Origin of the sequence: Jiella sonneratiae, from assembly GCF_017353515.1 — a bacterium.
In the GTDB taxonomy this organism is placed as follows: domain Bacteria; phylum Pseudomonadota; class Alphaproteobacteria; order Rhizobiales; family Rhizobiaceae; genus Jiella; species Jiella sonneratiae.
The window spans coordinates 1-18228 of sequence record NZ_JAFMPY010000037.1; the positions used below are offsets into that span (position 1 = coordinate 1).

At 68.7% G+C, this 18228-nt stretch carries 14 protein-coding genes; 4 read left to right on the forward strand and 10 right to left on the reverse strand.

Annotation, left to right across the window (positions count from 1 at the left end; translation table 11 throughout):
* A partial coding sequence (locus J1C47_RS21875; protein WP_207352936.1) for an MHYT domain-containing protein occupies positions 1–1403 on the reverse strand: 1403 nt, incomplete at its 3' end.
* Positions 1404–1900: 497 nt separating this feature from the next.
* On the opposite strand from J1C47_RS21875, the gene J1C47_RS21880 reads away from it, so the two are divergent.
* Positions 1901–6154: a beta strand repeat-containing protein gene (locus J1C47_RS21880; RefSeq protein WP_207352937.1), complete on the forward strand. Its 4254-nt coding sequence runs from the start codon at positions 1901–1903 to the stop codon at positions 6152–6154.
* Between the two features lie 113 nt (positions 6155–6267).
* On the opposite strand, the gene choX is transcribed toward J1C47_RS21880, so the two are convergent.
* From choX to J1C47_RS21895, 3 genes are read right to left on the reverse strand one after another with little or no spacing between them, the layout of a single operon-like run.
* Positions 6268–7206 carry a choline ABC transporter substrate-binding protein gene (gene choX, locus J1C47_RS21885; protein ID WP_207352938.1) on the reverse strand — a complete coding sequence of 313 codons (939 nt, stop codon included), beginning with the start codon at positions 7204–7206 and terminating at the stop codon, positions 6268–6270.
* Positions 7207–7246: 40 nt separating this feature from the next.
* A complete protein-coding gene (locus J1C47_RS21890) occupies positions 7247–8839 on the reverse strand; it encodes a carnitine 3-dehydrogenase (protein WP_207352939.1) in 1593 nt (530 codons plus the stop codon).
* Between the two features lie 5 nt (positions 8840–8844).
* A complete protein-coding gene (locus tag J1C47_RS21895; protein WP_207352940.1) occupies positions 8845–9750 on the reverse strand; it encodes a beta-keto acid cleavage family enzyme in 906 nt (301 codons plus the stop codon).
* A gap of 232 nt (positions 9751–9982) precedes the next feature.
* Between J1C47_RS21895 and J1C47_RS21900 the strand changes: the two genes are divergently transcribed.
* The 3 genes from J1C47_RS21900 (at position 9983) to J1C47_RS21910 (ending at position 12255) form a co-directional block, all read left to right on the forward strand.
* The gene (locus J1C47_RS21900) at positions 9983–10990 is read left to right on the forward strand and encodes a GlxA family transcriptional regulator (protein ID WP_207352941.1); all 1008 of its coding nucleotides are present in this window, start codon (positions 9983–9985) and stop codon (positions 10988–10990) included.
* Between the two features lie 347 nt (positions 10991–11337).
* Positions 11338–11487, forward strand: a complete 150-nt coding sequence (locus tag J1C47_RS21905) for a YjiS-like domain-containing protein (protein ID WP_207352942.1) — start codon at positions 11338–11340, stop codon at positions 11485–11487.
* A gap of 246 nt (positions 11488–11733) precedes the next feature.
* Positions 11734–12255: an isoprenylcysteine carboxylmethyltransferase family protein gene (locus J1C47_RS21910; RefSeq protein WP_207352943.1), complete on the forward strand. Its 522-nt coding sequence runs from the start codon at positions 11734–11736 to the stop codon at positions 12253–12255.
* Positions 12256–12276: 21 nt separating this feature from the next.
* On the opposite strand, the gene J1C47_RS21915 is transcribed toward J1C47_RS21910, so the two are convergent.
* The 6 genes from J1C47_RS21915 to J1C47_RS21940 form a co-directional block, all read right to left on the reverse strand.
* Positions 12277–12756 carry a YbaK/EbsC family protein gene (locus J1C47_RS21915; RefSeq protein WP_207352944.1) on the reverse strand — a complete coding sequence of 160 codons (480 nt, stop codon included), beginning with the start codon at positions 12754–12756 and terminating at the stop codon, positions 12277–12279.
* Between the two features lie 14 nt (positions 12757–12770).
* A complete protein-coding gene (locus J1C47_RS21920; RefSeq protein ID WP_207352945.1) occupies positions 12771–13289 on the reverse strand; it encodes a hypothetical protein in 519 nt (172 codons plus the stop codon).
* On the reverse strand, positions 13271–13675 hold the full coding sequence (locus J1C47_RS21925) for a hypothetical protein (RefSeq protein WP_207352946.1): 405 nt from the start codon (positions 13673–13675) through the stop codon (positions 13271–13273). The genes J1C47_RS21920 and J1C47_RS21925 overlap by 19 nt, the downstream gene beginning before the upstream one ends.
* 16 nt (positions 13676–13691) lie before the next feature.
* Positions 13692–14951 carry a transcription termination factor Rho gene (gene rho, locus J1C47_RS21930; protein ID WP_207352947.1) on the reverse strand — a complete coding sequence of 420 codons (1260 nt, stop codon included), beginning with the start codon at positions 14949–14951 and terminating at the stop codon, positions 13692–13694.
* A 458-nt stretch (positions 14952–15409) separates the two neighbouring features.
* Positions 15410–16405 (reverse strand): TerC/Alx family metal homeostasis membrane protein, encoded by a 996-nt coding sequence (locus J1C47_RS21935; RefSeq protein WP_207352948.1) that lies wholly within the window; start codon positions 16403–16405, stop codon positions 15410–15412.
* A 289-nt stretch (positions 16406–16694) separates the two neighbouring features.
* Positions 16695–18212 carry an amino acid permease gene (locus J1C47_RS21940; protein ID WP_207352949.1) on the reverse strand — a complete coding sequence of 506 codons (1518 nt, stop codon included), beginning with the start codon at positions 18210–18212 and terminating at the stop codon, positions 16695–16697.
* Positions 18213–18228 lie beyond the last annotated feature (16 nt).

Sequence of the window (18228 nt, forward strand, 5' to 3'; positions counted from 1 at the left end):
AGATCCGCCATGCCGTGGACGAGTTCGGGGATGCCGACGCTCTCGGGACGCAGCTCCTGGCGCCGCGAGAAGGCGAGCATCCGCTGGGTCAGCGAGGCGCCGCGCTCCGCCCCGCGGATCGCCGTGTCGGCGAGCTGCCGGAGCTTCTGGTCGTCGGGAAGCCGCTTCTTCAGGATTTCGAGATTGGCCAGCACCGCCGCCAGGAGATTGTTGAAGTCGTGGGCGACGCCGCCCGCCAGCTGTCCCAGCGCCTCGAGCTTCTGCGCCTGACGCAGCTGTTCCTCGGTCTGGCGCCAGGCCGTGATGTCCATCAGCCCGCACAGCGCCTGCTGGAACCGGCCCTCCGCGTCGCGCTCGACATGCGCCGAGAGGAGGCAGTGAAGCTGCCGGCCGTCCTTGGTCACGAACTGATATTGCGCCCCGCGCAGCTCCTTGGACGCCAGGAGGGCGGGCCAGTCGACCTCGGTGCGGCGACGGGCGGACTCCGGGGTCATGAAGTCGGTCAGCGGCCGTCCCACCACCTCCTCGAATTCATAGCCGAGCACTTCAAGCCAGACGTCGCTGACATGCTCGATGCGCCCGTTCTCGTTCAGCGCATGCAGCGGCAGCGGCGTGCGGCGGTAGAGGGTGGCGAAGCGCTCCCGGCCTTCCCGCGCCGCGGCCGTCTCGCGGGCGCTCGCCAGGGCGAGGCGCCGGTCGACCAGCGACGCCGCCAGCGCCAGGAACAGGATGAGGAAGGTCAGGCCGGCGATCGCGAGGGCGAGGGCCATCGGGTCGAGCGCGGCCGCCGTGGGCATCGCGTCGTCGCCGGGCTCCCTGACGAAAGTCGCGGCGGCCATGCCGGTATAGTGCATCCCGGCGATCGCCAGCCCCATCGCGCCGGCGGCGGCGAGCTTGCGGGGCGCCGTGGTGCGCTTGAACGCCAGCCACAGGGCCGCGGTGGACGCGGTGATGGCGATCGCGACCGAGGCGGCGACCAGGGCGAGGTCGTAGTGGATCGCCATCGGCATGCGCATCGCCTGCATGCCGAGATAATGCATGCTGGCGATGCCGACTCCCATGATCAGGCCGCCTGGCAGAAGGACGGGCCAGCCCATGCCGCGCCCGCACAGAAGCGCAAATCCGATGCCGGTCACGAGCATCGGCAGGGTGAGCGACACCACGGTCAGGGTGACGTCGTAATTCACCGGCATCGGCATGCGGTAGGCGAGCATGGCAACGAAATGCATCGACCAGACGCTGCCGCCCATGGCGATGGCGGCGGTGGCGATCCACCCGGCCTGGGCCCATTCGGTGGCGTTGCGGATCCGGCCGGCGAGATCGAGCGCCGTATAGGCGGCAAGGGTCGCGATACAGACGGAAAGAACGACCAGCGGCCAGGAATAGCTGCCTTCGACGATCATGACATTCGCAACCACTTCTTGTTCGCAACGCGACGAGGCCGACGAAGGAAGGCTTTGGACGGATCGCATCCCCAGAAGACAAAAGGGAACAGGATAAGACCAGAGCAAGGGCCAAGCTGCAACCTGCGACCGTGGCAGCAGGCCGAGACCGTGACCTTCACCCTGGCGAACGAGGCGCACAGGCTCGGGCAAGCCGATCGCAGCACAGTGGCGACGCCGCGGCAAAGGGCTCTGCTACCGCAGGACCACCACGGCGCCGATTTCGCGACAGACCGGTGACGCAGGCAAGGGCGGCGCATGAACGCCCGCCCCTTCGGCACCGTTCGCCGGCGCGGTCGGCGATCGCGGGATATAGTGCGGGGCCTGCCACGAGACGCTCGACGGCGTTGCGGACGGCATCACCCGAAAAATACGAAAATTCGCATGAGATGGAGCGTGATGTCTGCGTCCTGCCGGGCGCAGGGGCTCTGGACCGAGGCATTCCCGAAGCAGGCCCCATGACGACGATCTCCTCCCAGTCGCTTCTCCAGATCAGGTCGCTGTCGACCGGCACGCTCGCCGGCTGGAGCGCCGACGAGCTGACCTCCCTCAGCAACGGCGAGATCGGCGCGCTGTCCGCCTCGCAGCTTTCCGCCCTTTCCAGCGAGGGGATCGCGGCGCTTTCCACCGCCCAGGTGTCGGCGATTTCCGCCAAGGCGATGCCGGGCCTGACGCTCGACCAGCTCGCCGCCCTCGGCTCCGACAAGATCGCCGCCCTTGCGAGTTCGCAGGTCGCGGCGATGAGCACGACGCAGCTTTCCGCGCTCAGTACCGACCAGGCAGAAGCCCTGACGCCCGCCCAGATAGCGGGCCTGGGCCGCACCCAGATCGCGGCGCTGAGCCCGGAAGAACTCGCGACCTTCTCGCCGGCCGACATCGCCGCGATCAGCACCGTCGCCCTTTCGGGACTGTCCGGCGAAAAGATCGCCTCGCTCGGCGTCGAGCAGACCTCGGCCCTGACGCAGGCCCAGATCGCCAGCCTTTCGGCGAGCCAGGTCCGGGCCCTGACGGGCGACCAGACCGCGGCCTTTTCGACGACGCAGATCCGCGCCTTCGGGCCGACGCAGATGGCGGCGCTTTCGCCGGAGAATTTCGCCCGGCTCTCGACCGACCAGGTCGCCGCGATCACCAGCCGCGCCGTCGCCGGCATGACCACCGCCCAGCTCTCGGCGATGGGCACCGACCAGCTCGGCGCGCTGTCGACGGCGCAGCTTGCCGCCCTGTCGTCGCGGCAGGTCGCCGCCCTCGGCGCCGAACAGGTGGCGAGCCTTGCGCCCGACAAGGTCGCGGCGATCGGTCCGAAGGCGATCGCCGGCCTCTCCGCGACGGCCATGGCGGCGCTGACGACGGATCAGGTCGCCGCCCTGAGGACCGGCCAGATCGCCGCCTTGAAGGCGAGCCAGATCAAGGCGCTCTCCGCCACCCAGCTCGCCGCCCTGTCGACCGGCCAGATGGCGGCGCTGACGGCGAGCCAGGTCGGCGCGCTCGGCGTCGAGGGGCTTTCCGCCCTTTCGCCGACGCAGGTCGCCGGCATCGGCGCCAAGGCGGTCCAGGGCCTCGGCACGGCGCAGATCGCCGCCCTGACCACCGCCCAGGCCGAAGCCCTCACGACGGCCCAGGTCGCCGGCCTCAGCCTGATCCAGACCGCCAGTCTGAGCCCCGAGCAACTCGCCGGCTTCTCGACCGCCGACATCGCCGCCATCGGTTCCGGCGCGATCGCCGGACTGACGCCGGATGCCGTCGCCTCGCTCTCCCTCGATCAGGTGTCGGCGATGACCGGCCCGCAGATCGCCGCGATGAAGCCGAGCCAGATGGCGGCGTTCTCGACCACGCAGATCGGCGTCCTCTCCGCCGCGCAGGTCCGGGCGATGAATGCCGCTCAGTTCGCCGTCCTGTCCGTCGAGGCGATCGGCGAATTCTCGGCCGAACAGATCGCCGCGATCTCGCCCGCCGCGATACCCGGTCTCTCCCTGAGCCAGGTCGCTGCCCTGACGCCTGGCCAGGCCGAGGCGCTGACCGTGACGCAGATGCCGGCGCTGACCCAGAAGCAGCTCGGGGCGCTCGACACGAGCGCGCTCGAAAGGTTCAGCCGCGCCGAGATCGCCGCGATCAGCCCGAAGGCGATTCCCGGCCTGACGGCCGACGCCATCGCGGCGCTCGGCACCGACCAGCTCGCCGGCCTCACGACGTCGCAGATCGGCGCCCTGAAGACCAGCCAAGTGGCGGCCCTGACGCCGCTTCAGGCCGAGGCGCTGTCGGCGACGCAGCTCAAGGTCCTTTCCGAGGGCCAGCTCGGCGCCCTGTCGCTGGACAGCCTCGCCGCCCTCGCCCCGGAGCAGGTCGCGGCGCTGAACCCCAAGGCCGTCGCCGGCCTGACGACGACGCAGGTCGCCGCCCTCGACCCCGCCCAGGTCGCGGCGCTGACGACGGCCCAGCTCGCCGGGCTGAAGGCCACCCAGGTCGCGGCGCTCGGCGAGGACCAGCTGGCGATGCTCGCGCCGGAAGGCGTCGCCGCGATCACCACCGCCGCCCTTGCCGGCATGCCGGCCGAACGGTTCGCCGGCCTCGCACCGGCCCAGCTCGCGGCGCTCACGGGCACCCAGATCACCGGCCTGAAGACGGCGCAGGTCGGCGCCTTCACCGCGTCCCAGATCACGGCGCTCACCACGGCGCAGATGCGCTCCTTCGGCGCCTCGCAGGTCGCGGCGCTGTCGGCCGAGGCAACGGCGGGGCTTTCGCCCGAACAGGTCGCGGCGCTGTCGGCGAAGGCGGTCGGCGGCCTCACCGCGGGTCAGGTCGCCGGGCTCTCGGCGCCGCAGGCCGAGGCCCTGACGACCGCCCAGGTCGCGGCCCTGACCTCCGGCCAGATCGCCGCTTTGAGCGCTGCGGATCTTGCGGTCTTCTCCACCGCCGACGTCGCGGCGATCGGCACCGGCGCGCTTTCCGGCCTGTCGGGCGAGCTCGTCGCGGGGCTGAGCCCGGAGCAGGTCGCGGCCCTCGGCACCAGCCAGATCGCGGCGCTGAAGCCGGCCCAGGTGGCGGCGTTCACGGCGGCGCAGATCGGCGGGCTCACCACCACGCAGATCGGCGCCCTCGGCGCCACGCAGGTCGCCGCCCTGACGGCGACGCAGCTTTCCGCCCTTGCCACCGACCAGACGGCGTCCCTGAGCGTCAAGGCGCTCGCGGGTCTTTCGGCCGAGCAGGTGGGGCGGCTCACCCCCGAGCAGATCGACAGCCTCTCGACGACGCAGCTTGCGGCGCTGACCGCCACCCAGACGGCGGCCCTGAGCGTGAAGGCGCTCGAAACCTTCTCGCCGACCGACATCGCGGCGCTCTCGCCGGCGGCGCTTTCCGGCCTTTCCGGCGACGTCGTCGCCGGCCTCACCAGCGACCAGATCGCGGGTTTGACGGCGACGCAGATCCCCGGTCTCGCAGCGGCGCAGATCGAGGCGATGTCGCCCGGCCAGATGGAGGCGCTCTCGACGGTGCAGGTCGCGGCCCTGACCGGGACGCAGGTCGCCGGGCTTTCCGCCGCAAGGGTCGCCGGCCTTTCCGGCGACCAGTTCGCCGCGCTGAGCGCCGGCGCGGTGGCGGGTCTCACCGCAGCGCAGATCGAAGCGCTGGGCGACGGCCAGATCGCCGGGCTGACGTCGACGCAGGTCGGCGCACTGACCGCGACGCAGACGGCGGCGCTGAACGCTGCCCAATTCCGGAACCTTTCGGCCACCCAGATCGCCGCCTTCGGCACGTCCGCCATTGCCGGCCTCTCGGCGGAGATCGTCGCAGGCCTCGGAGCCGACCAGATCGCCGGCCTGACGACGTCCCAGATCGCCGGTCTCACCGCCGGCCAGGTGGCGGCCCTGACGCCGTCTCAGGTCGAGGCGCTGTCGACGGCGCAGATCGCCGCATTCGGCGCCACCCAGTCGGCGGCGGTCTCGACGGACGGCATCGCCGCACTCACCCCGGCCCAGGTCGGGTCGTTTTCGGCGAAGGCGATCGCCGGTCTCACCCCCGGCCAGATCGAGGCCATGAGCACCGCCCAGATCGACGGGCTCTCTGCGACCCAGATATCCGCTCTCACCTCGGTCCAGGTGGCCGCCCTCAGCGCCGCCGATCTCGGCACCTTCTCGGCCGCCGACGTCGCGGCGATCAAGACGACGGCGATCCCGGGGCTTTCCGCCGACCAGATCGCCGCGCTCGGCAGCGAGCAGGTCGGCGCGCTTTCGACCGGCCAGGTCGCGGCGCTCTCCTACTATCAGCTGAGGGCCCTCGACACGGCGCAGATCCAGAAGCTCTCCACCGAACAGATCGGTGCGCTCAACGCCATCCAGGTGGCGACCTTCAGCACCGACAAGATCGCAGCCTTCTCGGCCGACCAGATCGCCGCCATCGGGGCGACGGCGATCGCCGGGCTGACGCCCGACATGCTCGCCGGCCTCGGCGTCGAGCAGGCCGAGGCCCTGACGCCGGCGCAGATCGCGGCGATGAGTTCGGCGCAGATCGCCGCGCTCGGCCCCGACCAGGTGAAGACCTTCTCGACGGCGGACATCGCGGCGATCAGCGCCGGTGCGATCGGCGGGCTTTCCACCGCCGACATCCAGAGCCTCAGCCAGGAACAGCTGCAGGCGATCACCACCACCCAGACCGCAGCGCTCGATTCGCTGCAGGTCGCCGCCATCGTCTCGAGCTATCGCGCGTTCCGCCTCGCCTGAACCGCCGATGCCGCGCCGCAGGTGACGGCGCGGCGCGGCATGAGGGTGCGGCCCGCGGCGGCTGGGAGGCGCTGCCGCGAGGCCGCCCGGCGAAAGCCGGCCTTACAGCGGGATCAGACGCCGAGCTTTTCCTTCACCGCCGGAAGACCCGGCGCGCCGTCGAGGGTCTCGACCCCCTTCAGCCATTCGTCCAGAAGCTCGGGATGCTTGCCGATCGCCTCCTTGGCGGCCTCGTCCGCCGAGATGCCGTCGCTGAGGATCTGCGCCATCATGGCGTTCTCCAGATCGACGGAGAAGGTCATGTTCTTCAACAGCGCGGTGAGGTTCGGACACTCCTTGGCAAAGCCCGGACGCGCCACGGTGCGCACCTCGGCCGACCCCATGTTCGGGCCGAAATACTTGTCGCCGCCGGTCAGGTAGGTCAGCTTGTATTCGGTGTTCATCGGATGCGGCTCCCAGGCCGGGAAGACCACCCACTTGTCCGAGCGCTCGGCGCGGCCGACCTGGGCCAGCATGCCCTGTTCGGAGGATTCGATCAGCTTCCAGTCGCCGAGGCCGAAGGCGTCGTCCTTGATCATCCGCAGCATGTTCTGGTTGACCGAGGCGCCGGCCTCGATGCCGTAGATCTTGTGGTCGAACTTGTCGGCGTTCTTGGCGAGGTCGTCGAAGCTGGTGACGCCCTTTTCCGCCACATAGTCCGGGACGGCGAGGGTGAAGCGGTTGCCGGAAAGGTTGACCTTCAGGACGTCGAGCTCGCCCTTGTCCACCATCGGATCGACGATCTTCGTCTGCGTCGGCATCCAGTTGCCGAGGAAGATGTCGAGTTCGCCGTTGGCGAGACCCCGATAGGTGATCGGCACCGACAGCGTCTTGATCTCGGCGGTGTAGCCGAGCGGGCCGAGCACGGTCTTGAGAAGCGCGTTGGTGGAGGAGATGTCCGTCCAGCCCGGATCCGAATAGCGCACGGTGCGGCAGGCATCCGGCTCCTTCGCGAGGGCGGTGCCGGCGAGGAGAAGCGAGAGGGCGGCGGTCGTCTGCAGGAGCTTGATCATTCCGTTTCCTTTCTTCCGGTTGGACGCGATGCGGCCTTTCTCAGCCGCGGGTGGATGAAGGGGGCGCCGTGTCTTGGTCGGCGGTGGGTGGCGGGGGCGGCGCTGCGGGGCGGATGGCGCGGCCCGCCGCCGTCCGGGTCTGAAGGTCGTCGGCGGGCTGCGCGACGACGAGCGCCGCGATGCGCTTCAGGATCGTCTCGGGCGCCGGCGCGGCCCGGCCGCTGGCGCGGTCGACATGCAGCAGCATGTGCTCGCCCGTCGCGACGACGGCCCCGTCGCCCGCCCGGGCCACCCGATGGAAGAGATGCAGCCTCTTGCCGTCGAAGGAGAGGACGCGGCTTTCCGCCGTGATCGTGTCGCCGAGCTTTGCCTCGCCGAGATGGCAGAGATGGCTCTCCACCGTGTAGTAGCTCGCGCCGGCCTCGACATAGGCGAGGTCGACGCCGATCCCGCGCAGCACGTGGTCGGTCGCATCGCCGAGAATCTGCAGATAGCGGTGCTCGGTCATGTGGCCGTTGTAGTCGATCCAGGACGGTGCGACGCGCACCGAATGGGAGCGCGGCGCGCCGGCGTCCGCCGCCGGCCGCTCCGCCGCGGCGCGGCTTTCAAGCCGTTTCTCGAAGTCGGCGAGGAGCTTGCCGGCGCCCCAGCCGCGGCCGTCGTCGCCGGCCTTCAGCGCCTGCAGGATGCCGACGAGGTTCCGGTCGCGGATCTGCTCGAGGCGGCGGATCGAGAGGCCCTCGTTCTGGGCGTCGGACTGCGCGGCGATCTCGTCGATCAACGCATCGTCGAGATCGACGACGTCGGTCAGCTTCGTCCAGGGCCATTTCAGCGCCGGGCCGAACTGGCCGAGGAAATGCCGCATGCCGGCCTCGCCGCCGGCGATGCGGTAGGTCTGGAAGAGGCCCATCTGCGCCCAGCGCAGGCCGAAGGAATAGCGGATCACGTCGTCGAGGGTCTCGACGTCGCAGATCCCGTCCTTGATCAGCCAAAGCGCCTCGCGCCAGAGCGCCTCGAGCAGCCGGTCGCCGACGAAGGCATCGATCTCCCTGGCGATCGGAACGCCCTTCATTCCCATGGGTGCGAGCAGCCGGACCGCATCGCCGACGACCTGCGGCGCGGTCATTCTGCCGCCGACGATCTCGACCAGCGGCAGCAGGTAGACGGGATTGTAGGGATGGGCGACGAAGACGCGCTCGGGATGCGACAGCCCAGCCTGCAGGTCGCTCGGCAGGAGGCCCGAGGTGGAGGAGCCGATCAGCGCGTCCGGACGCGCCGCCGCGTCGATCTCGGCGAGGATGCGGCGTTTGAGGTCGATGCGCTCGGGCACGCTCTCCTGGATCCAGTCGGCGCCGGCGACCGCCTCGGCGATCGTCTCATGGAAGGTGAGGGCGCCGCGTTTCGGTAGCGGCGCGTCGGTCAGCGCGCCGTAGGCCGCCTCGGCATTGGCGAGGACCTCGGCGACGATGCGCCTTGCGTCGGGATGCGGATCGAAGACCGCGACGTCGATGCCGGCGAGGAGGAAGCGCGCCACCCAGCCGCCGCCGATGACGCCGCCGCCGATGCAGGCGGCCCTGGCGATCCGGGCGGGCGAGGGGGCGGCGGCGGCCTTCGAGGAAGCGCTGCTGTCCATCCCGCTCACCACCGCCGCTCCAGCTTCAGCTTCTCGCGCACCTCGCCGGGGGTCATGACGCGGCTGCCCATCGCCTCGGCGATCGCGACCGCGCGTTCGACGAGGTCGCCGTTCGAGGCGAGCACGCCCTTCTTCAGCCAGATGTTGTCCTCCAGGCCGACGCGGATGTTGCCGCCGGCGGCAAGCGCCAGCCCCGCATAGGGCAGCTGGTTGCGGCCGATCGAAAAGGCCGAGAAGGTCCAGTCGTCCGGCAGGTTGGCGGTCATCGCGAGAAGCGAGCCGAGGTCGTCGGGCGCGCCCCAGGGAATGCCCATGCAGAGCTGCACCATCACCGGATCGGCGATCAGCCCCTGGTCCTTCAGCCACTTGGCGAGGACGAGATGGCCCGTGTCGAAGATCTCGATCTCCGGCCTGACGCCGAGCTCCCTGATCCGCGCGGCCATCGCCTTCAGCATGGCCGGCGTGTTGGTCATGACGTAGTCGCCCTCGCCGAAGTTCATCGTGCCGCAGTCGAGGGTGCAGATCTCCGGAAGCAGCGCGGCGACATGGGCGAGCCGCTCCCCGGCGCCGGCCATGTCCGTGCCGGCGGGATCGGGCGGCAGGGGGGCTTCGGGCGAACCCAGCACGAGATCGCCGCCGGCCCCGGCCGTCAGGTTGAGCACCACATCGACCCCGGAGGCGCGGATCTTCTCGACGACCTCGCGATAGAGCTCGAGGTCGCGCGACGGCCTGCCGGTCTTCGGATCGCGCACGTGGATATGGGCGATCGCCGCGCCCGCCCGTGCGGCCTCGACCGCCGCATCGGCGATCTCGTGCGGCGTCACCGGCACCTTGTCGGAGCGGCTGGTGGTGTCGCCGGCACCGGTCACGGCGCAGGTGATGAAGACGTCACGGCTGGGGCGAAGCGGCATCGGCTCGTTCTCCTCGGGTCGGGACGGGGCGCGGGCGCCCGGCCGGCAAGCGCCGTGGCGGCGCGCCGGCCCCGGAAGCAGCGGCGGCTGGGAAGACCGCGGCGGCGGCGTCCTTTCCGCCGGCCGGCCGCAGCTTCGGGCAGCACCCGTCCTTCTCTTGCTCGACGGGAAGATTGAGGCACCGGCTCGCGACAGGCTTGACCTTTTGCGACGATCATTTGACGATTTGCGCATGTCGCTGTTCGAAAGCACCGATCGGCCGCTCGAGGTGACGCTGGTTGTCCTGCCGGACACCTCGCTGATGTCGCTCGCCGCGACGCTCGATCCGCTGCGGGGCGCGAACCGGCTTTCGGGCCGGCCCTGCTATCGCTGGCGGGTCGTCTCGCCGGACGGCCGCGATCCGCGCACCAGCTGCGGCCTGACGATCAAGGTCGACGGGGCCCTCGACCCGGCGGCGCACTGCGACCTGCTCATCGTGCTCGCCGCCTTCAACGTGCATCGCCATGCCGACGCGGCCTTCCGCCACAAGCTCCTGACGGCGGCGCGCAACGCCGGCCATGTCGGCGGGATCGAGGCGGGGCCCTGGGTTCTCGCCCTGTGCGGCCTTCTCGACGGGCGCGCGGCGACGACCCACTGGGAGGATCTCGAAGACTTCGCCGCCGCCTTTCCGGACGTGCGCACCGTCTCCGACCGCTGGGTGGTCGACGGGCGGTTCTTCACCACCGGCGCCGCCGCGCCGGCGCTCGACTTCCTCCTGAACCTCGTGCGCGCACGCCAGGGGCAGGCGCTCTCGCTCGAGGTCGCCGGGCTCTACGTCTATGACGGCATGCGCGCCGGCAGCCAGGGCCAGTCGCCGGTGGCGCTCGGCCGGATCGCCGCCCGCGATCCGCAGCTCGCGGCCGCGGTGCGGATGATGGAATCGACCATCGACGAGCCGCTGGGCGTCGCCGAGATCGCCCGGCGGGCCGGCATCTCGCGCCGCGCGCTCGAGACGGCCTTTGCCAGGCTGACCGGCAAGGCGCCGGGAGCGTTCTATCTCGAGCTGCGCCTCAACGCGGCGCGCCGGCTGATCGTCGACACCGACATCTCCGTCGCCGAAGTCGCGGTCCGGACCGGATTTTCCTCCGTCTCCGCCCTGTCGCGCAGCTTCAGGCGCCATTTCGGCCAGCCGCCGCAGCAGGCGCGCCGCGACAGCAGCGAGACGTCCGGGATCAGCGTGCGGCCAGCGCCGGCGTCCTGACCAATCCGAACCGGCGTCTCCGGGCCCGGTCGTCTTCCCTGCAGGATCGACGGTCCCTGCGGGCAGGACGGCGTGTCGGACGGCCCGCAAGCGGCCGAAGACACAAAATCCTTGCGCCATCGTGAACGGACCCCGCTCGCCGATATGCGGGAAATGCACCGCTGATGTGCAAAGGTCTGCTCTTCTTCTAGGCACCGATGCCGAATATATGTGCGTTCAAGAGATCGGAACGCTCGGCCGCAATGGCCCCGGACCGGTCCCGAGCTTCGTAAAGACAACCGAATGAGACCGATCCGCACCGGCCCCAAGAGGGTGACCGGGTGTCGCTTCGTCGAGGAGTAGACAAAATGTTCCGTAATTTCGCCGACCGCTTCAAGTCCATGCGCGCCGCCCGCAGCGACATCCGCCAGCTGCAGATGATGGGCGACCGCGAGCTCGCCGACATCGGCGTCATGCGCGCCGACATCGAGCGCGCCGTCCGCTTCGGCCGCCGTTGACCTACGGGCGGCGACGTCGCCGCCTTGCCGGGTAGCAGAGTAGTAGAGTGCCGCTGCGGGCACTCGCCTGAAGAGCGCCTCTCCCTGACGGGACGGGCGCTTTTTTCGTTTGCGGACTGACTGCGGGGGGGTCTTCGCCGGCCGGCGGGCGCCGGGACGGAAATGGTGCTGGCGGACGGCCTTGCTTCGGGCGGCGGCGCAGGGCAATCAGCACCGGTCCCGACGCTGCCCGGAAATCGTCCCGCCATGCTCCTCGCCCTCTTCGTCGCCGCCGCGGTGCTGGTCCGTCTCGCCTCGGTGCTCGTTTCGGCGCGGCACGAGCGGGCCTTGCGGGCGGATGGGGCCGTCGAGGTGGGGGCGGGGGTGACGCGGACGATGGCCGCGGCCCATGGCGCCTTCATGATCGCCGGCGCGCTGGAAGCCTATGTCCGGCAGACCAGTGCGGATGCGCTCTCGGCGGCCGGCCTCGTCCTCTATCTCTTCGGCATCGCCATGCTGGTCGTGGTCATGCGCCTGCTCGGCCGCTTCTGGACGGTCAAGGTGATGATCGCCCGCGACCACCGGCTGGTCACCCACCCGCTGTTCCGGGCGGTGCGCCATCCGAACTACTTCCTCAACATCCTGCCCGAGCTCGTCGGCTACGGCCTCGTCCTGCACGCCTTCTGGACGCTGGCGATCGGCCTGCCGCTCTATCTCGTGGTGATGGTCGCGCGAATCCGTCAGGAAGAGGCGGCGATGCGCGGGCGCTTTGCCGACTATGCCGCCTGACCCGGCGCCCGGTGCGCGGCCTCAGCGGACCGGGCCGAGCTTCGCGCCGGTCACTGACCGAAGCTGCAGCGGCACGACCTCGAAGACGTGCATCGGCGAGCCCGCCGCGGCCCAGACCGTGGCGTAGCGGAAGAGGTCCTCGTCCATATAGACTGTGAGATCGCCGGTCGCGCCGAGCGGCGCGACGCCGCCGATGGCAAAGCCCGTCGCCTCCCGCACATAGGCGGCGTCGGGACGCTCCAGCGCTTCGCCGAGCGCCCCCGTCATCGCGCTTTCCTCGACCCGGTTGGCGCCGGAGACGAGGAGCAGATAGGGCCTGGCGCTGTCCTTCCCGCGGAAAACCAGCGACTTGACGATCTGGCCGACCTCGGCGCCGACGGCGAGCGCCGCCTCCGCGGCCGAGCGGGCCGACGTCTCGGTCCTGACGATCCTGATCTTCAGGCCGCCCGCCACCGCCGCATCGGCGACGCGCTGAACGGCAGGGGGAAGGGCTTCGGTCATGGGATCATCTTCGGTCACGCCGCACGGGCGAGGTTTTCTTCGAAGCGGCGCCAGCGGCGAAGCGAAGAGGCTGCCGGTGACGCCCGCGGCTGTTCGAGGACCTTGTAGACCCACTCGCGATGGACGATCCGAACGATCTCGAAGTCGGTGGTACGGACGACGTTGCCACCCTCTTCATGGTCCGACCCTCCGCACATGACGAAGGCTGCGCCCTTGTCGGGATCGACCGAAGCAGCATCGAACCCGGCAACGGCGTCGAAGAACGTCTGGTGCGGGCCGTAGAGGCTGACGATCCAAGGGTCGAAATCGGCGGGCGTCTTCCCCTGGTCATAGGCGTCGAAAAGCGCGCGATAGATGGTGAGCGGCCCCACCTTCTCCACCAGACTGCTGAAGATCGAAAGTTCCAGGGACGAAGGATCTGACGGCCGCATCGACCACAATGCGCCATCCGGCTCGAATCCGAGTGCGCGCAACGAGCCGAGATATCTTTCACCGGCCTCGAGCCGTTCCGGAGTTACGATCTCTTCAACCATTCGATCACACCATCCGGTCCGAAGGCTGCTTCGAACATCTGCCGCGCAACACGCCGCGGTACGCGATCACCGTTGTATTCGTGTTCCCGCCGCCAGCTTAGCACCATTCTCAGCGAGGCGCGAAGCTCCGCCGGCAATGCCTCGTGGGAAATCTGGGCGATGGCGAAAAGTCGGCCGAGATCATGAACGTAGAGATCGGGCCGATGCGACCGATCGGGCCACCGGTTCCAACCCTCGCGCCTCAAGATACACGCCTTCAGCGCAAATTCGACGGCGCTGCCCGATGCATGCCAGGCCTCCCCGGCATGCTTGCGGTCGTCCTTGAAGCGGGCGGCGACCGCCCGCTTGTCCTCGACGCGTCGCCACCAGTCTTCCGGTGTGTCCACCGCCGCCGTCGACCCCTCAGGTATTCATCGAATCGAAGAAGTCGGCGTTGGTCTTGGTCTGCTTGAGCTTGTCGTTGAGGAACTCGATGGCGTCGGTGGTGCCCATCGGCGACAGGATGCGGCGCAGGACGAAGATCTTCTGCAGTTCCTGGCGCGGCACGAGGAGGTCCTCCTTGCGCGTGCCGGACTTGAGGATGTCCATCGCCGGATAGGTGCGCTTGTCGGCGACCTTGCGGTCGAGCACGATTTCCGAGTTGCCGGTTCCCTTGAACTCCTCGAAGATCACCTCGTCCATGCGCGAGCCGGTGTCGATGAGCGCCGTCGCGATGATGGTCAGCGATCCGCCTTCCTCGATGTTGCGGGCCGCGCCGAAGAAGCGCTTCGGCCGCTGCAGGGCGTTGGCGTCGACGCCGCCGGTCAGCACCTTGCCGGAGGAGGGAACGGTGGTGTTGTAGGCCCGGCCGAGGCGGGTGATCGAATCGAGCAGGATGACGACGTCGCGGCCGTGCTCGACGAGGCGCTTGGCCTTTTCGATCACCATCTCGGCGACCTGGACGTGGCGGCTCGCCGGCTCGTCGAAGGTCGAGGAGACGACCTCGCCGCGCACCGAGCGCTGCATGTCGGTGACTTCTTCCGGCCGCTCGTCGATCAGGAGCACGATGAGGTAGCACTCGGGATGGTTGGCGGTGATCGAATGGGCGATGTTCTGCAACAGAACGGTCTTGCCGGTGCGCGGCGGCGCGACGATCAGCGCGCGCTGGCCCTTGCCGAGCGGCGCGACGAGATCGATGACGCGGGCCGACAGGTCCTTCTTCGAGGTCGGATCCTCGAGCTCCATCCGGAAGCGCTCGTTCGGATAGAGCGGCGTCAGATTGTCGAAGTGGCTCTTGTAGCGGATCTTCTCCGGGTCGTCGAAATTGATCGTGTTGACCTTGAGGAGGGCGAAGTAGCGCTCGCCTTCCTTGGGGCTTCGGATCGGGCCTTCGACGGTGTCGCCGGTCTTCAGCTGGAATTTGCGGATCTGCGAGGGCGAGACGTAGATGTCGTCGGGGCCGGGCAGATAGTTGGCTTCCGGCGAACGCAGGAAGGCGAAGCCGTCCTGGAGGATCTCGACGACGCCTTCGCCGATGATCTCGACTTCCTGGGCGGCGAGCTGTTTCAAAATGGCGAACAGAAGCTCCTGCTTGCGCAGGACGGAGGCGTTCTCGACGCCGTTCTCTTCGGCGAACGCAATGAGTTCGGGTGCGCTCTTGTTCTTCAGGTCCTGAAGTTTCATCGAGGGGGCTGATGCTCTTTGGCTCTCGGTCCGATCTCGCTGATCGGACGGGGCAAGTCAGGTGGGAAAGGAAATCGCTGTAGCCGAGATGGAAATCCGGCGGATGAGGCGTATCGGTCGAAACCGGTCCCCTGCCTTGGGAAGGCGCGAGTTCCCTCGTCATATAGCGGAGCCGGAAGCCGCACGCAAGAGGCCACCCCGGCAAAGCTGCAATATCAGGTTGCCTTCCGGAATTTCACCGCCCATGCGGGTTGCACGCGGCCGGGCGGCCGGCCACGTGTCGAGGTCGCGGAGCTAGTGGATCGAATTTGACAATTGAGTCCCGATCGGGTGAGGCGTCGTATCAAATGTCAAATTCAAAAAATCCACTATAATCATAAAGTTGACTAGTGGTCTTTCGATTCCGACATTTGCTGCATGGTCTCCACAGGACGGTGCCAAATGTCGGAATCGGACCACTAGCTGGACGTGCGGTCGGAGAAGCCCGCCATCGACCGGCTCTTCAACAGAGACGCAACGGTGGTGATCGCCAGGATCCCGATGATCACCGCGAGCGAGAACAGCGTCGAGATGTGCGGAAGCCCTTCGACCGGCTGGCCGCCGTTGACGAAGGGCAGGGAGTTCTCCTCCAGCGCGTGGAAGATCAGCTTGACGCCGATGAAGCCGAGGACGAGCGACAGGCCGACGCCGAGATAGACCAGCCGGTCGAGCAGCCCGCCGAGCAGGAAGTAGAGCTGCAGCAGCCCGAGCAGGGCGAAGGCGTTGGCGGTGAAGACGATGTAGGGCGCGTCGGTGAGGCCGTAGATCGCCGGGATCGAATCGAGGGCGAACAGGATGTCGGTCATGCCGAGCGCGACGATGACGATGAACATCGGCGTGAAGACGCGCTTGCCGCTTTCCCTGACGACGATCGCGTTGCCGTGGAACTCGCTGGTGACGCGCAGGTGGCGCTGGAACCACTTCACGACGGCGTTGGGCTCGTAGTCCTCGTCGCTCTTCTTGTGGCCGGAAAAGCTCTCCTTGGCGAGCTTCCAGGCGGTCCAGAGGAGGAAGAGGCCGAAGATGTAGAACACCCAGGCGAAACGCTCGATCGCCGCCGCGCCGACGGCGATGAAGATGCCGCGCAGGATCAGCGCCAGCAGGATGCCGACGAGCAGCGCCTTCTGCTGGTCCTCCGCCGGCACGCGGAACGACTTCATGATGATGACGAAGACGAAGAGATTGTCGACCGAAAGGCTCTTCTCGGTGATGAAGCCGGCGAAGAATTCGACCCCGTGGACGTGATCCCAGAACAGGAAGACGCCGCCGCCGAAGACGCAGGCGAGGGCGATGTAGACGAGGGACCAGACGCCGGCTTCCTTGAAGCTCGGCACGTGCGCCTTGCGCACATGGGCGAGGAAATCGAACAGGAAGAGACCGGCGAAGCCGGCGATCGTGGCGAGCCATATCCACATGGGAACCGTCCCGCTGCCGCCGCCGCTGCCCGCGGTACCCACGTCCAAGAAACCCACGCAAATCTCCTCGCCTCGTCGCCGGCGTCCCGGCGTCGAGCGTAGATGTGACGGGAATTGCGAAATTGTAAGCCCCGCCGGCGCGGGGCGCGTGCTCGCAAGTCGCGGGCGCGCTCGGCGCCGGACGACCGTCCGCGGGATTCGCGCCAGGACGGCGGGGCATGAAACGCCGCCGACGCGGCGAGGAGCCCTCGCCGCGCCGAAGACCGAGACGGCTGCGCGGGCTCCGGCCTTACGCCGCCCCGGCCGGCCGGCCGGCGGGAGCACCGTCGCGCGGCTTGCCGGCATGGTCGAGGGCGAACTCCTCCTCCGGCGAGAGGATGAGCCGGTGGCGGCCGACGAAGGCGAAATAGACGATGCCGATGGCGAACCAGATGGCGACGCCGAGGACGCCGGCCCGATAGACCGGGTCGGAGAGCTGGAAGCCGAGGGTGACGACGGCGATGACGATGGTCAGCACCGCTCCGGGAATGCCGAAGGGCGAGCGGTAGGGCCGCTCGATCGCCGCGTGGTTCCTTCTGAGGAGGATGAAGGAGACAGCCTGGGCGATGTAGGAGCACATGGCGCCGAAAACCGCCATGTTGAGCAGCGTGCCGCCGATCACCGCCGAGCCCGCGTCGGCGCCGAGGCCGAAGAACAAAGCGAGCATGATCGCGAGGCCGACGAGGGCGCCGGCGACCATCGCGACGTGCGGCGTCCGGCGCTTGTCGTGGGTGACCGACAGGAACGGCGGAAAGTAGCCGGCCCGCGACAGCGAATAGATCTGCCGCCCCTGGGCGAAGATGATGGTGTGGAAGGAGGCGACGAGGCCGATGATCGCGACGAAGGCGAGAACCTTCGCGAGGCCGGACCCGTAGATCGCGCGGAAGCCGTCGAGCAGCGGCTCGCCGGAGGAGCCGAGCTTGAACGAGCCGACGCCGGGCAGCGCCGGGTTGAGGAAGAGGATCAGGAAGGCCGTGAGGATCAGCGTCAGCATGCCGAGGATGATGCCCTTCGGCATGTCGCGCTTGGGATCTGCGGATTCTTCGGCCGCCAGCGGCAGCTGCTCGATGGCGAGGAAGGACCAGACGGCGAAGGGCATCGCCGCGAAGGCCCCGGCGATCCCCATCGGCAGGAACGGGCCGTTGCCCTCCGGCAGTTCGGTGCCGCCGGGGCCGATGTTCAGCGCCCAGCGCGAGAAGTCGAAGAACGGGATCGCCGAGACGAAGAATACCAGGAGGACGGCGAGGGCGAGCAGCGTGACGATCACCGTCACCTTGAAGGAGAGCTCGACGCCGGTGACGTTGAGCCCGACGAAGACGACGTAGCCGAGGATCCACCAGACCGGCTGGAATGCGGTCGGCGTTTCGAAGATGCCGGTGAGATAGGCGCCGATGAAGAACACCACGACGGCCGGCGTCAGCACGTATTCGACGTTTTCGAACAGGCCGGTGACGAAACCGCCCCACTGTCCCATCGTCGTGCGGGCGAAGGAATAGGCGGCGCCGGTGTGCGGCAGCGCCGGCGACATTTCGGCGATCGAGAAGGTGAGGCCGAGATACATGACCGCGATGATGATCGTCGCGATCAGCATGCCGCCCCAGCCGCCGGAGTGGAGGCCGAGGTTCCAGCCGGAATACTGGCCGGAGATCACCGCCCCGACGCCGAGCGCCCAGAGCGACCAGACGCCGGCATATTTGCGCAGCACGCGCTTTTCGAAATAGCCGGCCTCCGCCGCGATATAGGCGATGCCATGTTTTTCCGTCGCCATGACGTCTTCTCCGGTC

Coding starts and splice junctions, on each gene's coding strand:
- J1C47_RS21905 (WP_207352942.1), top strand. CDS start 11,338: ATGTTCCGTAATTTCGCCGACCGCTTCAAGTCCATGCGCGCCGCCCGC.
- J1C47_RS21915 (WP_207352944.1), bottom strand. CDS start 12,756: ATGACCGAAGCCCTTCCCCCTGCCGTTCAGCGCGTCGCCGATGCGGCG.
- J1C47_RS21890 (WP_207352939.1), bottom strand. CDS start 8,839: ATGGACAGCAGCGCTTCCTCGAAGGCCGCCGCCGCCCCCTCGCCCGCC.
- J1C47_RS21935 (WP_207352948.1), bottom strand. CDS start 16,405: ATGTGGATATGGCTCGCCACGATCGCCGGCTTCGCCGGTCTCTTCCTG.
- J1C47_RS21940 (WP_207352949.1), bottom strand. CDS start 18,212: ATGGCGACGGAAAAACATGGCATCGCCTATATCGCGGCGGAGGCCGGC.
- J1C47_RS21920 (WP_207352945.1), bottom strand. CDS start 13,289: ATGGTTGAAGAGATCGTAACTCCGGAACGGCTCGAGGCCGGTGAAAGA.
- J1C47_RS21900 (WP_207352941.1), top strand. CDS start 9,983: ATGTCGCTGTTCGAAAGCACCGATCGGCCGCTCGAGGTGACGCTGGTT.
- J1C47_RS21910 (WP_207352943.1), top strand. CDS start 11,734: ATGCTCCTCGCCCTCTTCGTCGCCGCCGCGGTGCTGGTCCGTCTCGCC.
- J1C47_RS21880 (WP_207352937.1), top strand. CDS start 1,901: ATGACGACGATCTCCTCCCAGTCGCTTCTCCAGATCAGGTCGCTGTCG.
- rho (WP_207352947.1), bottom strand. CDS start 14,951: ATGAAACTTCAGGACCTGAAGAACAAGAGCGCACCCGAACTCATTGCG.
- J1C47_RS21895 (WP_207352940.1), bottom strand. CDS start 9,750: ATGCCGCTTCGCCCCAGCCGTGACGTCTTCATCACCTGCGCCGTGACC.
- choX (WP_207352938.1), bottom strand. CDS start 7,206: ATGATCAAGCTCCTGCAGACGACCGCCGCCCTCTCGCTTCTCCTCGCC.